General features: G+C 59.4%; 15 protein-coding genes. 6 read left to right on the forward strand and 9 right to left on the reverse strand.

Annotated features, from left to right (window positions below):
* Window positions 1-94: 94 nt before the first annotated feature.
* Both M0746_RS25960 and M0746_RS25965 read left to right on the forward strand, forming a co-directional pair.
* Entirely contained in the window at window positions 95-1,444 is a 1,350-nt protein-coding gene (locus tag M0746_RS25960) for a HipA domain-containing protein (protein WP_258451122.1), read from the forward strand.
* Complete coding sequence (locus M0746_RS25965) at window positions 1,441-1,719, forward strand: helix-turn-helix domain-containing protein (protein ID WP_093096715.1); 279 nt, start codon at window positions 1,441-1,443, stop codon at window positions 1,717-1,719. Before M0746_RS25960 ends, M0746_RS25965 begins: the two co-directional genes overlap by 4 nt.
* Window positions 1,720-1,749: 30 nt before the next feature.
* Here the strand turns inward: M0746_RS25965 and M0746_RS25970 are convergent, their stop codons facing one another.
* Both M0746_RS25970 and M0746_RS25975 read right to left on the reverse strand, forming a co-directional pair.
* Window positions 1,750-2,586 (reverse strand): amino acid ABC transporter permease, encoded by an 837-nt coding sequence (locus tag M0746_RS25970; RefSeq protein WP_258451123.1) that lies wholly within the window; start codon window positions 2,584-2,586, stop codon window positions 1,750-1,752.
* On the reverse strand, window positions 2,583-3,404 hold the full coding sequence (locus M0746_RS25975; protein ID WP_258451124.1) for an ABC transporter substrate-binding protein: 822 nt from the start codon (window positions 3,402-3,404) through the stop codon (window positions 2,583-2,585). The genes M0746_RS25970 and M0746_RS25975 overlap by 4 nt, the downstream gene beginning before the upstream one ends.
* 114 nt (window positions 3,405-3,518) lie before the next feature.
* On the opposite strand from M0746_RS25975, the gene M0746_RS25980 reads away from it, so the two are divergent.
* Window positions 3,519-4,421 carry a homocysteine S-methyltransferase family protein gene (locus M0746_RS25980; RefSeq protein ID WP_208939195.1) on the forward strand — a complete coding sequence of 301 codons (903 nt, stop codon included), beginning with the start codon at window positions 3,519-3,521 and terminating at the stop codon, window positions 4,419-4,421.
* A gap of 60 nt (window positions 4,422-4,481) precedes the next feature.
* Here the strand turns inward: M0746_RS25980 and M0746_RS25985 are convergent, their stop codons facing one another.
* Genes M0746_RS25985 through M0746_RS25995 form a run of 3 tightly spaced genes read right to left on the reverse strand, consistent with a single transcriptional unit; the run spans window position 4,482 to window position 6,245 of the window.
* Window positions 4,482-5,153 carry a GNAT family N-acetyltransferase gene (locus M0746_RS25985; RefSeq protein ID WP_258451125.1) on the reverse strand — a complete coding sequence of 224 codons (672 nt, stop codon included), beginning with the start codon at window positions 5,151-5,153 and terminating at the stop codon, window positions 4,482-4,484.
* Between the two features lie 11 nt (window positions 5,154-5,164).
* On the reverse strand, window positions 5,165-5,611 hold the full coding sequence (locus tag M0746_RS25990) for a GNAT family N-acetyltransferase (protein ID WP_258451126.1): 447 nt from the start codon (window positions 5,609-5,611) through the stop codon (window positions 5,165-5,167).
* Window positions 5,612-5,621: 10 nt separating this feature from the next.
* Window positions 5,622-6,245, reverse strand: coding sequence for an FMN-binding negative transcriptional regulator (locus tag M0746_RS25995; protein ID WP_258451127.1), 624 nt, complete (start codon window positions 6,243-6,245; stop codon window positions 5,622-5,624).
* Between the two features lie 92 nt (window positions 6,246-6,337).
* Here M0746_RS25995 and pdxR point away from each other — a divergent pair, with 92 nt between their 5' ends.
* Complete coding sequence (gene pdxR / locus M0746_RS26000) at window positions 6,338-7,891, forward strand: MocR-like pyridoxine biosynthesis transcription factor PdxR (protein WP_258451128.1); 1,554 nt, start codon at window positions 6,338-6,340, stop codon at window positions 7,889-7,891.
* Between the two features lie 66 nt (window positions 7,892-7,957).
* On the opposite strand, the gene M0746_RS26005 is transcribed toward pdxR, so the two are convergent.
* Together M0746_RS26005 and M0746_RS26010 are read right to left on the reverse strand one after the other, a co-directional pair.
* Complete coding sequence (locus M0746_RS26005; protein ID WP_258451129.1) at window positions 7,958-8,983, reverse strand: histone deacetylase family protein; 1,026 nt, start codon at window positions 8,981-8,983, stop codon at window positions 7,958-7,960.
* Window positions 8,984-9,135: 152 nt separating this feature from the next.
* The gene (locus M0746_RS26010) at window positions 9,136-10,131 is read right to left on the reverse strand and encodes an AraC family transcriptional regulator (RefSeq protein WP_258451130.1); all 996 of its coding nucleotides are present in this window, start codon (window positions 10,129-10,131) and stop codon (window positions 9,136-9,138) included.
* A gap of 371 nt (window positions 10,132-10,502) precedes the next feature.
* On the opposite strand from M0746_RS26010, the gene M0746_RS26015 reads away from it, so the two are divergent.
* Together M0746_RS26015 and M0746_RS26020 are read left to right on the forward strand one after the other, a co-directional pair.
* Entirely contained in the window at window positions 10,503-10,670 is a 168-nt protein-coding gene (locus M0746_RS26015; protein ID WP_258451131.1) for a hypothetical protein, read from the forward strand.
* A 197-nt stretch (window positions 10,671-10,867) separates the two neighbouring features.
* Complete coding sequence (locus M0746_RS26020) at window positions 10,868-11,206, forward strand: hypothetical protein (protein WP_258451132.1); 339 nt, start codon at window positions 10,868-10,870, stop codon at window positions 11,204-11,206.
* A gap of 67 nt (window positions 11,207-11,273) precedes the next feature.
* Here the strand turns inward: M0746_RS26020 and M0746_RS26025 are convergent, their stop codons facing one another.
* Together M0746_RS26025 and M0746_RS26030 are read right to left on the reverse strand one after the other, a co-directional pair.
* A complete protein-coding gene (locus M0746_RS26025; RefSeq protein ID WP_258451133.1) occupies window positions 11,274-12,290 on the reverse strand; it encodes an asparaginase in 1,017 nt (338 codons plus the stop codon).
* A 170-nt stretch (window positions 12,291-12,460) separates the two neighbouring features.
* Window positions 12,461-13,912, reverse strand: coding sequence for an alanine/glycine:cation symporter family protein (locus M0746_RS26030; protein WP_258451134.1), 1,452 nt, complete (start codon window positions 13,910-13,912; stop codon window positions 12,461-12,463).
* Window positions 13,913-14,009 lie beyond the last annotated feature (97 nt).

Below are 14,009 nucleotides of genomic sequence, written 5' to 3' on the forward strand. Positions count from 1 at the left end.
TCTGCGTCCCCAATTGCTTCTGAAATGCACTATATTGCGTTCACAGCCAAAAAAACGCTGAAGTAAATGCATTTAAATGCAGACAGGCGAAACCATGTACAACCTGACATTACAGATTTTCACAGCCGGTATCTGGCACGACGCGATGGTTCTGAGCTTCGATGATCCTGAAAAGGGCTTCGCGAGTCGCTGCAGCTTCGGCTATGAGACGGACTACCTCGCAGAAAACATCGACGCCATAGGCTCGCCTTTCTCCAGCGCGGTGAGTGCTCTGTATCCGCTGGACTGGAACGGTCGGCGCTCCGAGACGCCGGCATTTGTCCACGACATTGCCCCCGCAGGCGCAGCCAAGCGGTTCCTGCTTGCACGTCTGGGGCAGGAAAAACCGGCGGATATCAGCGCCGATCTGTATCTGCTCGGGCGCAGCACCCCGGCACCCATCGGCAACATGCGCATCAAGGAGTCTGCTGCGGCCGTGGATGAACGCAAGCCTATCGGCTTCAAGCGTGAAGACGTCATTCACCGTGACCAGCGTTTTCTTGAGTATGCCTACGAATTGGGCGCGGCAATCGGTGGTGCTACCGGGGCAGGTGGAGAAGCGCCGAAATTATTGCTGGTCGAAAATCACGCGGGTCTGTTGTACCCCGACGCGGTATTGAGTGATGAGGACGTCACACAGCATTGGTTCGTGAAGTTTGCCCGCAACCGAGGTGGGCTGACCGATCAGGACATCCTGCGTAGCGAATTCCATTACTACAAGGCGCTGCAGACGCTGGGCATCGACACGATCGCGGAGAAAGGTCTGGCACTGGAGGAGGCGAACAAACCGAGTTTGTGGATGCACCGCTTCGACCGTAGTGTCGAGGACGGCGAGGTCAGCCGTTTTGCTGTCGAATCGATTTACTCGCTGGCTCAGGTGACGACACCCGGCAGTGCGATGAATCATCAGGAGGTTATCCGCCTGCTTGCCGGGCTCTGGCGCACGGCGGGGCAAGCCAGCCAGATCCCTGACCTTGTCGTGGATTATTTGCGTCGGGACCTGATCAACAAGATCCTCGGTAACTCGGATAACCATGGTCGCAATACCGCAATCATTCGCGAGGCAAACGCCTTTCGCCTGGCGCCGATTTATGACCTGGCGCCGATGGTCATGGACGATGAAGGCGTGACCCGTACCACCAAATGGCCAAGAGAGCTGGAGCGGGCGGGAGACATCGATTGGCGAGGCGTGTGCCGCGCACTGGTGGATATTGCCGAGCCAGGCGACCCGTCGGCAGTGAGTGACGAGTCAATGCTGTTTGAGCGCTTGCGCCAAGAGGCTCAACGCCTGTCGGCGCTGCCGGATATTCTGGCTGACAGCGGTCTGCCAGCCAGAACAATGAACCATCCCGGCGTCCACCTGAAAAATCTGCCGCAACGCTTGAATGATTGGGGATTGAAATGAGCCTGTCTGTGGCTGAGCGCACGGCGCTCATCGAAAGCATCCAGCAAGCCCTGGCCCAAGGCACGCTGGACATCGGCGAAGCCGTGCGTCGACTACGGGTGGAAGTGACCGGTTTGCATCAGACCCAGTTCGCGCGGATGTGCAAGATCTCGGTGCGGACGCTGGTGCATATCGAGCATGGCGAAGGCAATCAGACACTCAAATCGTTGAATGCCGTGTTTCGTCCGTTTGGCATGAAGATGGGGGTGGTGCGGATTCGCCAGGACAACAGCTGACCCCCGTACGCAGAGCGGGGCCTCGCTGTTTCAACTACGCCGCACGTACGCCTTGCCGTAATGCCGCTCCATCTTCGCCTGGATCAATTCCAGCCCGATCGACATCAGCCAGTAGATGATCGCCGCGGTGGTGAGCATTTCGATGTAGCGATAGCTTGAGCGGCCGTACGATTGGGCGAGGAACATCACTTCCCAGACGCCCATCACCGAAATCAGCGACGAGTCCTTGAGCATCGAAATGAACTGATTGGTGGTCGGCGGGATGATGGTGCGCATGGCCTGGGGCAGGGTGATGCGCCAGAAGATCACCGCTTCACGCATGCCCAGTGCCAGCGAGGCTTCGCGTTGGCCGTGGTCGACGCCGAGGATGCCGGCGCGAAAGATCTCGCTGAGGTAGGCGCCATAGTTCAGCGACAGGGCGATGATACCCGCGACGATTGCACCGGGGACGAGGCCCAGTTGCGGCAGGCCGAGGTAGATCAGCAGGATCTGGATCAGCAGTGGTGTGCCACGAAAGAACGAGGTGTAGAAACTGGCGATACCGAACGCCACGGCGCTGCTCGACAGACGCGCCAGTGCCGTGACGAAGCCCAGCAGCGACGAAGCGACAATCGAGCACAAACACAGAAACAGCGTCAGCGCCGCGCCTTGCAGAAAGCCGTTGGGCGCCAGGTGCAGGCCGATCAGGTTGGGCAGCTTGTCGAGGATGATCGAGAACTTCAGATCGAAGCTCAGAAAGAATCCGCCGAACAGGCAGAACAGCGCGGCCCAGGTCAGGTACAGCCGTGTGCGAAAACCGAACAGGCGCTGCAGGCGTGTTTCAGCCACCGGTTGTGGTGGCTGTGGCGGTGTCGGGAAAGAAGTCATTGACTGATATCGGCGCCGATCCATTTTTGCGACAACTGGCTCAGGGTGCCGTCCTGCTTGAGCTGCGCGAACACCTCACGGACTTTCGCGTCCCACTGCGCATCGCCCTTTTCGATGGCCACCGAATTCGGCTCGGAGTACAGCGCCGCGCCGGCCAGTTTGAAGCGTTTGTCCTGATTCAGGCGTGGCTGCGCAGTGACCAGGTTGGTGAGGATTGCATCAAGGCGCACGCCGGCGCCAAGTCCCAGGTCCTGAAACGCGACGTTATCAGTGTCGTAGGGGGCGATCTGCACATCCTCGAACGGATACTGCAGTTGCGTATCTTCGGCGCCTTCGATGACCAGGTTCTTGTTCAGGTAGCTTTCATAACTGGAAGCGCTGGTCAGGCCGACTTTCTTGCCGCTCAGGTCCTTGGCGCCGTGAATGCGATCATCCTTGGCGTTGACCACGATCACCGCCGGAGAGGCGTAGTACTCGACCGGGAAATCGAAGACTTCGGCGCGGGCCTTGCTCGGTGTCATCGAGCAGATGCAGATGTCGTAACGCCCGCTCCAGCGCCCGGCAGCGATAACGTCCCAGGATGGCGTCTCAAGGCGCAGTTTGACGCCCAGTTTGTCGGCTACTGCTTTGGCGACATCGACGTCGAAGCCGTCGAGCTGGTTCTGCTCATTGAGGAACGAGAACGGTGGATAGCTTTCCATCAGCACACCGACCAGTTCTTTGTTCTGTTCGACGCGATCCAGGGTGGCGCCGGCAAAAACCTGTGTCGAAGCGGCGAGCAGGGTCAGGCCCAGAGCCAGTAATGGTTGCAGTTTCACGGGCGATCCCTGAGCAAAAAAAGAGGTTGTCATTAACCGAATGGTGAGCATTAAATAGTTATAACAAAGACTCTGGTAGTGAGTTTTTTTCATAAGCATATGAGTGAAAAGCATATGGGCGCAGCAAGCACAGTAATTCTCGATGGCGGCATGGGCCGTGAGCTGCAGCGCGCCGGGGCGCCATTTCGTCAGCCTGAGTGGTCGGCGCTGGCGTTGAGCGAAGCACCGCAAGCGGTCGAAGCGGTGCATGCGGCGTATATCGCGAGCGGCGCCAACGTGATCACCACCAACAGTTACGCCGTGGTGCCGTTCCATATCGGCGAAGCACGCTTCGCCGCTGAAGGCCAGGCGCTGGCGGCATTGGCCGGCGAGCTGGCGCAACGCGCGGTACACGCCTCGGGCCAATCCGTGCGCGTGGCGGGTTCATTGCCACCGCTGTTTGGCTCCTATCGCCCGGATCTGTTCGAGGCCTCGCGCGTCAGCGAATTGCTGACGCCATTGGTTCAGGGCCTGGCGCCGCATGTGGATCTGTGGCTGGCGGAAACCCAGAGTTCGACCGTCGAGGCGCGGGCCATTCACGCCGGATTGCCGAAGGACGGCAAAGCGTTCTGGCTGTCATTCACTTTGAAAGACGAAGACACTGACGAGGTGCCGCGCCTGCGTTCCGGTGAGCCGGTTGCTGAAGCAGCGGCGGTGGCGGCTGAGCTAGGCGTGGAGACGCTGCTGTTCAATTGCAGCCAGCCGGAAGTCATCGGCGCAGCGATTGATGCGGCGCGCGCGACCTTCGAGCGTCTCGGTGTGAGCATCCATATCGGCGCTTACGCCAATGCGTTTCCGCCACAGCCCAAGGAAGCGACGGCCAACGACGGCCTCGATCCGTTGCGTGAAGACCTCGACCCGCCGGGTTATCTGCAGTGGGCGAAGGATTGGCGACAGCGCGGCGCCAGCCATTTGGGCGGTTGCTGTGGCATCGGCCCGGAACACATTGCGGTACTGGCGCAGCAACTGCGTCGTTGAGCCATACCCGGCCAATGGTAGGAGCGAGCCTGCTCGCTCCCACAGAGGCGCCTGTGAAGACTAGGTTCGGCACTCGGCCAGACCTTTGACCTGACCGGTCGGCGTCTGATTGTCATCGCTCAACCAGCGTTCAAAACCTGCGCCGATCGCCGGCCACTCCGAATCCAGAATCGAATACCAGGCGGTATCGCGGTTCTGGCCTTTGACCACCATGTGCTGGCGGAACACCCCTTCGAAGCTGAACCCCAAACGCTCGGCCGCGTATTTGGAGCGGGCGTTGCCGTTGTTGCATTTCCATTCGAGACGACGATAACCAAGCTCAAAGGCGTATTGGCCCAGCAGAAAAACCGCCTCGGTGCTTTTCGGCGAGCGCTGCATCGGCGCACCGAACGTGACGTGACCGATTTCGATACGGCCCTGCGCCGGAACAATCGACATCAGGCTGAGAATGCCCTGCACCTGACCGGTTGCCCGATCGACAACGCTGAAAAAATACGGGTCGCTGTTGGCCGCGTGATTATTCAGCCAGTCATTGAATGCACTGCGCTCGGAGAACGGACCGTACGGCAAATAGTCCCAGAGTTTCGGGTCGGCACCGGGCCCTTCAAGGGCGGCGTAAAGCTGATCGGCATGCCGCGCCGGGTCCAGTTTTTCCAGGCGGATGAAACGGCCTTCGAGCAAGGTGGCGGTGGGGGCGGGGACGCCTTTCCAGTCAGCGAGTGAAGCGGTCATGGGTTCATCTCCTAAAGGGCTTTGCGAAACTGGATGAAGCCCGGACGTTCGGCGATCCGTTCGTAGAGCTGGATCGCGGTGGCGTTGGTTTCGTGGGTCAACCAATGGACTTTGCCACAGCCGTCGGCCTTGGCGGTGGCGTAGACGTGTTCGATCAGCAGGCGACCAACGCCGCTGCCGCGGGTCTCGGGCACTACCAGCAAGTCCTGCAGGTAGCAGGAGTTTTCGATGCTCCAGTTCGAACGGTGATAGATGTAATGCACCATGCCTACCGCATTGCCGTCGGCCCAGGCCAACGCGGCATGGGTGGGTTCGTTCGGATCGAGAAAGCGCTGCCAGGTGCTTTGCGTCACGGTGTCCGGCAGTTCGGTGTTGTAGAACCGCAGGTAGGTCTGCCACAGCGGCAGCCACGCGGCATGGTCGGCGGCGCTGACCGGGCGAATGTCGATCTGACTCATGCTGACTTCCTTAACGCATCAGGCGGGCGAGGGTTTGATCGTTGACGTCGGGGCTGGCGGCGAGGCCGTCGCGCACCCCGGCAATGTCTTCGGCACTGCGGTTCTGGCTGAGCTTGCGTTTGCCCTCGAGACGCTCGATCGGAATGGCGAAACCGACGATGGCCTTGAGCATGCCGTCGATGTAATCGGCAGGTGCGTCGGCGACGGCCCAGGGTTGCGCCCGTCCGGCTTCGTGGCGGTCGGTGAGGGTGCTGACGATGTCGAGCAGGCGCCCGCCATCGCTGAAGGTCTCGGCATGCCCATAGGCGTGCACGGCGATGTAATTCCAGGTCGGCACGACTTTGCCGTGCTCGGCCTTGCTCGGGTAGAAGCCCGGGCTGACGTAGGCGTCGGCGCCGGCAAAGATCAACATGGCTTCGGCACCGTCGCGCAAGTCTTTCCACTGCGGGTTGGCCTTGGCCAGATGCCCGTACAGCGTGCCGTATTCGCCTTGTTCACGATGCAGCAGCACCGGCACATGGCTGGCCTGCAGGCCGTTTTCGCCATGGCTGACGAGAATGGCGAGGCGGGTGGCGAGGATCAATTCGTGCAATTGAGACAGATCTTCGATGGCAAAAGCGCGAGGTGTGTACATGGACAGAATTTCCTTGGCGAATGCCTGCATCCTAGGCAGGCTATTGGTCTGTTGTAAGAGCCATTGCTGACCAATTTCATAGGTCCATTGTCATGCCTGATTCCGCGCCGTTGTCCATGCCGTTCAATCCGGCCGGTATCGAACTCGATCGCCGGCAGGGTTTGAGCCGTCAGCTTTATCAAGCACTGCGTCTGCGGGTTCTGGATGGGCGCCTGGCAAGTGGCACGCGGTTGCCGGCCAGTCGTGATCTGGCGGCGGCGCTGGGGATTTCGCGCAACAGCGTAGTGCGGGCTTACGATCAGCTCTATGCCGAAGGGTTTATTGAAGGGCGCGTGGGGGACGGTACTTATGTCGCGCAATTAGTGCCGGCAGCGGTGCAGCCAAAAAAACTATCCACAAAACTGTCCACAGGGTTTTCAACAGGCTTACCCACAGCCTTATCCACAAATTGGCTGGATTTGCCTGTGGTTTCATCCAGTAAAGTTATCCACAGTAGCAGTTTTTCGCGCATCGAAAGCAATCATTTGCCGCGACCGCCGAGTGGTCCGCCCCGGGCATTTCGGGTCGGCGTTCCGGCATTTGATCTATTCCCGTTTGACGTGTGGGCCAAGCTGAATGCGGCTTTCTGGCGCAAGCCCGACCTGGAGCAGTTGTGCTACGGCGATCCCTCGGGTGACCCGCGTCTGCGCGCGATGATCGCTGCGTACTTGCGCAGCTCGCGCGGCATGCAGTGTTCGGCTGAACAAATTGTGATCACCAGCGGTGCACAGCAGGGTATTAGCCTTTGTGCACAGTTGCTGGTGGAGCCGGGCGACAGTGTTGCGATCGAAAATCCGGGTTACCGCGCAGCCGGTCACGCCTTCGCCGTGGCGGGCGCTCGTTTGCAGGGCGTTGCGGTGGACGCCGAGGGCATGGACTGCTCTGCGTTGGCGGCCAGCGGCGATTGTCGCGTGGCCTACGTGACGCCTTCGCATCAATACCCGACTGGCGTGGTGATGAGTCTGGCGCGGCGCCTCGAACTGTTGGCCTGGGCCGAGCGCAGTCAGGCCTGGATCGTCGAGGATGATTATGACGGCGAGTACCGTTACACCGGTGCGCCGCTGGCACCGTTGGCGGCACTCGATCGTCAGGGCCGGGTGCTGTACGTCGGCACGTTCGGCAAGGTGGCATTTCCGGCTTTGCGCCTCGGTTATCTGGTGCTGCCGCCGGCGTTGGTGGATGCCTTCTCGCAACGTCGGGCTGTAGACGTCCGGCATTCCGAGGTGAGTACCCAAGCGGTGATGGCCGAGTTCATGGCCGCCGGGCATTTCCAGCGGCACATCCGGCGCATGCGCCGGGCCGCGTTGAGCCGCCGCAATACGCTGCTCGACGGCTGGCCGCGTGAGATTGAAGGCGTGGGCGAATTGCCCGCCGTCTCCGCCGGCCTGCATTTGACGGTGGCTGTCGATGGCCTCGAGCGCGAGCGACAATTGGTCGAACAAGCCGCCTGCGTCGAGGTAGAGATCAATGCCTTGAGCAGTTATTGGCTACCGGACTCCAGCACCCCGGCGGATCAGCGCGCCGGGCTGGTGCTGGGATTCGCCGCCGTGCCGGAAACTGCAATCAAAGCGGCGCTGATTCGCTTGCGACAGGCATGGCGGGCTTAGAAAACAACGCGAGGGGCAAAAAAGACCCGCGTCGGCGGGTCATTTATTGCTTGAAGACGATGGGATTTATTGCTCGAAACCTTCCAGCACGTTCACCGCGTTGATACCGATTTCTTCCACGGCATAGCCACCTTCCATGACGAACAGGGTCGGCTTGCCGAGGGCGGCGATGCGTTTGCCCATCGCCAGGTAATCCGGGCTGTCGAGTTTGAACTGCGAGATCGGGTCGTCCTTGAAGGTGTCGACGCCGAGGGAGACGACGATGATGTCCGCGCCATAGCGATCAATCTCGTCGCAGGCCCGATCCAGCGCGGCGCTCCAGACATCCCAGCCGGAACCGGCCGGCAATGGATAGTTGAAGTTGAAACCTTCACCGGCGCCTTCGCCGCGTTCGTCGTCATAGCCGAGGAAGAATGGAAACTCCGCTTCCGGGTGGCCGTGGATCGACGTGAACAGCACGTCGCTGCGTTGATAGAAAATCGACTGCGTGCCGTTGCCGTGATGGTAATCGACGTCGAGGATCGCGACTTTCTGGTGACCCTGATCGAGGAACGCCTGCGCGGCGATGGCGGCGTTGTTGAGGTAGCAATATCCGCCCATCAGATCGCTGGCGGCGTGGTGTCCCGGTGGGCGGCACAACGCGAAGGCCGCGCGTGCGCCACGCTGGATTTCTGCTTGCGCGGTCAGGGCCACTTGCGCCGCACTGTATGCCGCTTGCCAGGTGCCGGCAGTGATTGGTGCGCCGCCATCGAAGCTGTAATAACCCAGCTGGCCATGCAGGCTGGTCGGCTTTATTGCGCGCAGCGTGCGCGCCGGCCAGGTATACGGCAGCAAATCGCCGTCGGTGTTGAACTCGGTCCAGCGCGCCCAGGCACCCTTGAAGAAATCCAGATAGCCGCGGTCGTGGATGCGCGCGATCGGTTCCAGACCGAAATCCTGCGGCGCTTCGACCGCGCCGAGGTTCTGGCTTTTCACTCGCTGCAAAACGTGGTCGGCGCGTGAAGGCATCTCGAAGCAAGGTTTGAGCTGGCCATCGATGAGCTCGCAGCGGCCGTGGTGCAGGTGGTGATCGTCCGAGTAGATCGTCAGCATTTGTTGTTCTCCGCAAGACTGGTTCGGTGGCCTTCAGTGTTGCGGCGCGTGGTGAATCGGAGAATGGCCGGAGCGGCCAAAAGGGGATGGATCTGGCCAAAAATGCTGTCCGCAATTCGCCCCTTCGATTTGAATCCACCCTACATGAGTACTCAGTGCGGGCGAAACTGACTCGGCGCCACGCCACTCCAGCGCACAAAGGCATGGCGGAAACTCGCGGTTTCGCTGAAACCCAGCGTTTCGGCGATGCGATAGATCGGCAACTGATCCTCACACAACATCTGCTTGGCCCGCTCGAAGCGCAGTTCATCGAGCAGTTCCTGATAGCTGCTGCCCATGTCCTTGAGATGCCGGCGCAAGGTGCGCGGCGAGCACTTCATCTGCTGCGCCAGACCGTCCAGCCCCGGCGCGGCATTCAATTGCGCGCTGAGCAACTGACGAATCCGCCCGAGCCAGGCCTGGCGTCCGGTGAACTCCAGGTTCTGCTTGCGGCAGCGCTCAGCCATGGCTTGATGGGTGATGCTGTCGGCCAGCGGCAATGGTTGATTCAGCCACTGGCGTTCGAAGGCGAACGCATTGTCCCCGGCACCGAAGTGCAGCGGCGCATCGAAATGCTCGGCGTAGCTGTCGCGGTAGTCCGGCGCGGCATGTTCGAAGCGTGTCGCGAGCAGTGGCAATGGATGCCCAAGCAAGTCATCGCAAATGACTTTCAGCGACACCAGACAAAATTCGGCGTTGAACACGGCCATCGCCGGGCTTTCACGGTAATCGGCGGCGGCGAACCAGATGCGCTCGCCGTCATCTTCAAGGCTCAACTCGAAAAGTGTTCCCAGCAGCGCCGGATAACGAATCGCCAGGCGCAATGCGTCACCGAAGGTGGCACAAGTGAGCAAGGCGTAACCGAGGATGCCATAGCAGGAAACATGCATACGCCGGCCCAGTTCCAGGCCGATGTCACGCTTGAGCGCGACCGCGTTGGCGCAGACCTGCATCTCCTGATTGGTGGTGATGCGCGTGTCGGCACGCTGTAAATCCGCCGCGGTGATGCCGCTGCCGGCCAGCAACGCCTCGCTCGACAAGCCTTCGGCCTTGAAAGTGTTGAGGATCAACGAGACCGCGTTGAGGGTGGTGAGGTGGGAGTGGAGCATGGGCATCTTCCGGAACCAGACCGTGGAATCACAGCAAGTTGCGTGCCGCCATGCGGGTGCCGATTAGTTGGTTCAATCAAGCTGTTCGCCGCTTGTGCAAGTAAGAGCAAGAAACTGTTAATGGTTTGTTATAAGCAGCACAGCATGTTGTGCACCTCAGGTTATTCTTTTTTATTTGTGAATGACACTGTAATAGTTGACAGGTTTTCGACGGAAAATTGCCCGCTGGTCTGAATTGTGATGCTTTGGAAAAGTGCGTATTTGTTGTTTTGTTTTTTCTTGACCGGTTGCTTTTTCGGGTCTAGTTTTGGTCTTGGAAGTTTTGTTAATCAATTATTGAAGAGCTTTTATATGACAAAGACGATCCGAGTATGAGTGTCAAATATCGCGTTAATGGTGAAAATATTTCCTGGGAGGGTGGCAAGATCAAAGTGCTTACAAAGGCTGGTGGCGGTTACGAAGGCACTCTTCAAGCACTTGTCTCGGTGTCGGGTTCGAGCTGGACGTTATCCGAGGGAGATTTTGAAATTACTAACTAATCAAGCTCCGTTCCGGCATGAGATTTAACCGTTATGCTCGATCGGCTTGGTTCAATGCTGGCGGCTCTCGTTTCTGCTGGAGGCCTTAATCACACCGGATGTGCAAACTCGATTAGATCAGTTAATAGATAACCGAGGCGATTATGGAAAGTAAGCAACCGAATAAAGCCTCTCGGCCGAGAAGGGTCGAGGCTGTAATGGGTGAATTGAAAGCCGTGGTAGATGGAGTGGAGAGAACATATCCTGCTTCGTCTTTATATATAATTGAGGATTTCAAAGTCATTTCTGCGACGTTCGGTGTGCGAGAGAAGCGGCGGAACGACAATGTCCTGCTAAAAAATGGCGAGTTTCCGCTGGTTTCCTATAATCTCGACAATGCGTACATACCTTGGGAACTGGATGGCAAGTTGGCAGTTAATTATGATCATATAAGTCAACGTTACTATGGATCGTTTGAGGCTGAATTCAATCCTGCGACTTACCCCGGGATTCCTAAGAAAGTCACCGGTATTTTTGAAATCTGGGAAGACCAGTAGTTAGCACGAGCCGCTGCTATCGGGTTAGTCAGGAGCGGCTCGTTTTTCAGTATAAATACGGTGCCGGTTAGTCCTGCGGTGATGTCAGCTCACCGCAAAGATCCAACACCATTAGCTGGCGCACTTGTGCGATGTCCAGCCCTGCACCTAGCAGTCCATGCAATTTGCCGAACGCCGCTTCCCGAGTCATGCCTCCACCGGACAGCACACCAGCACCGCGTAAACGACTTCCAGCCTCATACACATCCAGCTCGACGCCACCTTCATGGCATTGCGTGACCGCTACCACCACCACACCGTTATCCCGTGCCCGACCAAGGCTGGCGAGAAACTCAGGGTTATCGCTCGGCCCGGTGCCGCTGCCGTAGCACTCCAGCACCAGTCCTTGAATGCCGCTGTCGAGCAAACCGTCGAGGATCGCGGCGCTGATGCCCGGAAACAACGGCAGCACGGCAACCTTGGCCAGTTGTTTTGGCTGGTTGTAATTCAGCGCGGCTGGAATCGACGCAGCCTTTACGCCGCCGCCCTGACGCTCCAGACGCTTGAACGGATGACGGCCGAAGCTGCGCACCTTCGCGCAACGGGTCGGCACCAGCAGTTCGCCGTGGAAGTACAAATGCACACCGGGCGCCAGGCCCTGGCCGAGCGCGACCAGTGCGCCACTGAGGTTTTCCCAGGCATCGCTGTCGGTGACGCCGGCGGGCAGCATCGAGCCGGTGAAGCACACGCGGGCGTTCAGGCCGAGCAGTTGAAAGCTCATCGCCGCTGCGCTGTAAGCCAATGTGTCAGTGCCGTGCAGGATCAGCACACTGTCGCAGCCTTGCACATCGACGGCATCGACCACCGCTTCGCGCAGTTGCTGCCAATAGGCTGGGGTCATGTTGGCGCTGTCGATCAGCGGCGACATCTCGCGAAAGCGCCACTGCGGCACGACCAGCTCCGGCTGGCTGTGCAGGTAGTCACGCATGCGCGCTTCGAAACCGGACGCCGGGGCCAGACCGTTGGCGCTGGCCTGCATGCCGATGGTGCCACCGGTGTAGAGCACCATGACGTGTTGGGCGGCGGGGTAAGTCGACGAATTCATGGGATTCTCCGAAACGATGAGGGCCCTGTGGGAGCGAGCCTGCTCGCGAAAGCGGTGTGTCAGTCAGCCTTGTATCAACTGACGGATAGCATTCGCGAGCAGGCTCGCTCCTACAGGTTATTGCACCACAATAACTGACGGGCGCAGGGGATGCGCCCGTCATTCACCGGTCAGCGTTGCGCTGCAGGTACGCCTTGCGGCTCGGCTTCGGTCTTGCCCGCAGCTGCCGGCGGGTTGGCCGGCCAGGCTTTGCGGTCCAGATCGAGGTCCGGGAATTTGCTCGAATCGAACACCGGAGTCTTGATGCCTGCTGCGCGCTGATCGTCGTAGTCACGCAGGATGCGCATGCCGATCTTGAACAGCAGGAACAGCGCGATCAGATTGACGAACGCCAGCAGGGTCATCGTGATGTCAGCAAAAGCGAACACCGTGCTGAGGTTTTCGATGGCGCCCCAGAAGATCAACGCCAGAACCAGTGCGCGGTAGCCGATCAGCGCCTTGCGGTTTTCACCGATCAGGAAGCGCAGATTGCTTTCGCCCAGGTAGTAGTTGTAGAGGATCGAAGTGAACACGAACAGCGCCAGCGCTACCGAGATGAACATCCGGCCCCAGTCACCCACCACCGCAGCCAGCGAGTTCTGGGTCAGAGCGATGCCGTCACCTTCGAAGCCCGGCGTGTAGAAACCCGAAAGCAGGATCAGCAACGCGGTGCAAGTACAGATCACGAAGGTATCGAGGAACACGCTGAACGCCTGCACCACGCCTTGTGCCACCGGGTGCTCGACCGAGGCCACCGCGGCCACGTTCGGCGCACTGCCCAGACCCGCTTCGTTGGCGAACACACCGCGCTTGACGCCCATGACGATAGCGCTGCCGATCAGACCGCCAAAGGCCTGGTCGAGACCGAAGGCGCTCTTGACGATGGTCATCAGCATGGCCGGCACCTGATCGAATTGCAGCACGATCACGTAAATGGTCACGCCAATGTAGATCAGGGTTTTTACCGGAACCAGCAGGTCAGCGACCTTGGCGATGCGCTTGATCCCGCCGATGAACACCAGGCCCAGCAGCACCGCCAGACCCAGACCTGTGTAGGTTGTGTCGAGGCCGAAGGCGTTATTCAGCGAGTGCGTCACGGCGTGGGCCTGCAAACCGTTGAAGGCGAAACCGAAGGTCACCAGCAACAGGAATGCCATGACCATGCCCAGCCAGCGCTTCTGCAAACCATGCTGAATGTAGTAGGACGGGCCGCCACGGTAGGTGCCGTCCGAATCGGTGCGCTTGTACAGCTGACCGAGCGAGCATTCGAAGAAACTGCTGGACATGCCGACCAGCGCAGTCACCCACATCCAGAACACCGCACCCGGACCACCGAGGGTCACGGCGATGCCGACACCAGCGATGTTGCCGGCGCCGACACGACCGGCGAGGCTGAGCATCAATGCCTGGAAGGAACTGAGCTGCCCGGCGCTGCTTTTCAGGCTGTCGCGAAACACCGCGAACATGTGGAAGAAGTGGCGCAGTTGAACGAAACGCGAGCGAATCGTGAAGTAGCTACCGAGCCCGACAATGAGCACGATCAGTACTTTCCCTGAGAGGAAGTCGTTGATGACTTCGAGCATGGATTTTTCCTCGCTGTTTTTTGTGAGAGCAAATGCTGGATCGGAGAAACATCGTGTTACACCGCTGTGCGCACGGCACAACGGGTGAGGCGAAGGT

This window comes from Pseudomonas sp. S11P7, assembly GCF_023195435.1.
In the GTDB taxonomy this organism is placed as follows: Bacteria; Pseudomonadota; Gammaproteobacteria; order Pseudomonadales; family Pseudomonadaceae; genus Aquipseudomonas; species Aquipseudomonas fluorescens_G.

Excerpts from the sequence above, each read along its gene's own strand:
- M0746_RS25960 (WP_258451122.1), top strand. The coding sequence starts at position 95 with ATGTACAACCTGACATTACAGATTTTCACAGCCGGTATCTGGCACGAC.
- M0746_RS25965 (WP_093096715.1), top strand. The coding sequence starts at position 1,441 with ATGAGCCTGTCTGTGGCTGAGCGCACGGCGCTCATCGAAAGCATCCAG.
- M0746_RS25970 (WP_258451123.1), bottom strand. The coding sequence starts at position 2,586 with ATGACTTCTTTCCCGACACCGCCACAGCCACCACAACCGGTGGCTGAA.
- M0746_RS25980 (WP_208939195.1), top strand. The coding sequence starts at position 3,519 with ATGGGCGCAGCAAGCACAGTAATTCTCGATGGCGGCATGGGCCGTGAG.
- M0746_RS25985 (WP_258451125.1), bottom strand. The coding sequence starts at position 5,153 with ATGACCGCTTCACTCGCTGACTGGAAAGGCGTCCCCGCCCCCACCGCC.
- M0746_RS25990 (WP_258451126.1), bottom strand. The coding sequence starts at position 5,611 with ATGAGTCAGATCGACATTCGCCCGGTCAGCGCCGCCGACCATGCCGCG.
- M0746_RS25995 (WP_258451127.1), bottom strand. The coding sequence starts at position 6,245 with ATGTACACACCTCGCGCTTTTGCCATCGAAGATCTGTCTCAATTGCAC.
- pdxR (WP_258451128.1), top strand. The coding sequence starts at position 6,338 with ATGCCTGATTCCGCGCCGTTGTCCATGCCGTTCAATCCGGCCGGTATC.
- M0746_RS26005 (WP_258451129.1), bottom strand. The coding sequence starts at position 8,983 with ATGCTGACGATCTACTCGGACGATCACCACCTGCACCACGGCCGCTGC.
- M0746_RS26010 (WP_258451130.1), bottom strand. The coding sequence starts at position 10,131 with ATGCTCCACTCCCACCTCACCACCCTCAACGCGGTCTCGTTGATCCTC.
- M0746_RS26015 (WP_258451131.1), top strand. The coding sequence starts at position 10,503 with ATGAGTGTCAAATATCGCGTTAATGGTGAAAATATTTCCTGGGAGGGT.
- M0746_RS26020 (WP_258451132.1), top strand. The coding sequence starts at position 10,868 with ATGGGTGAATTGAAAGCCGTGGTAGATGGAGTGGAGAGAACATATCCT.
- M0746_RS26025 (WP_258451133.1), bottom strand. The coding sequence starts at position 12,290 with ATGAATTCGTCGACTTACCCCGCCGCCCAACACGTCATGGTGCTCTAC.
- M0746_RS26030 (WP_258451134.1), bottom strand. The coding sequence starts at position 13,912 with ATGCTCGAAGTCATCAACGACTTCCTCTCAGGGAAAGTACTGATCGTG.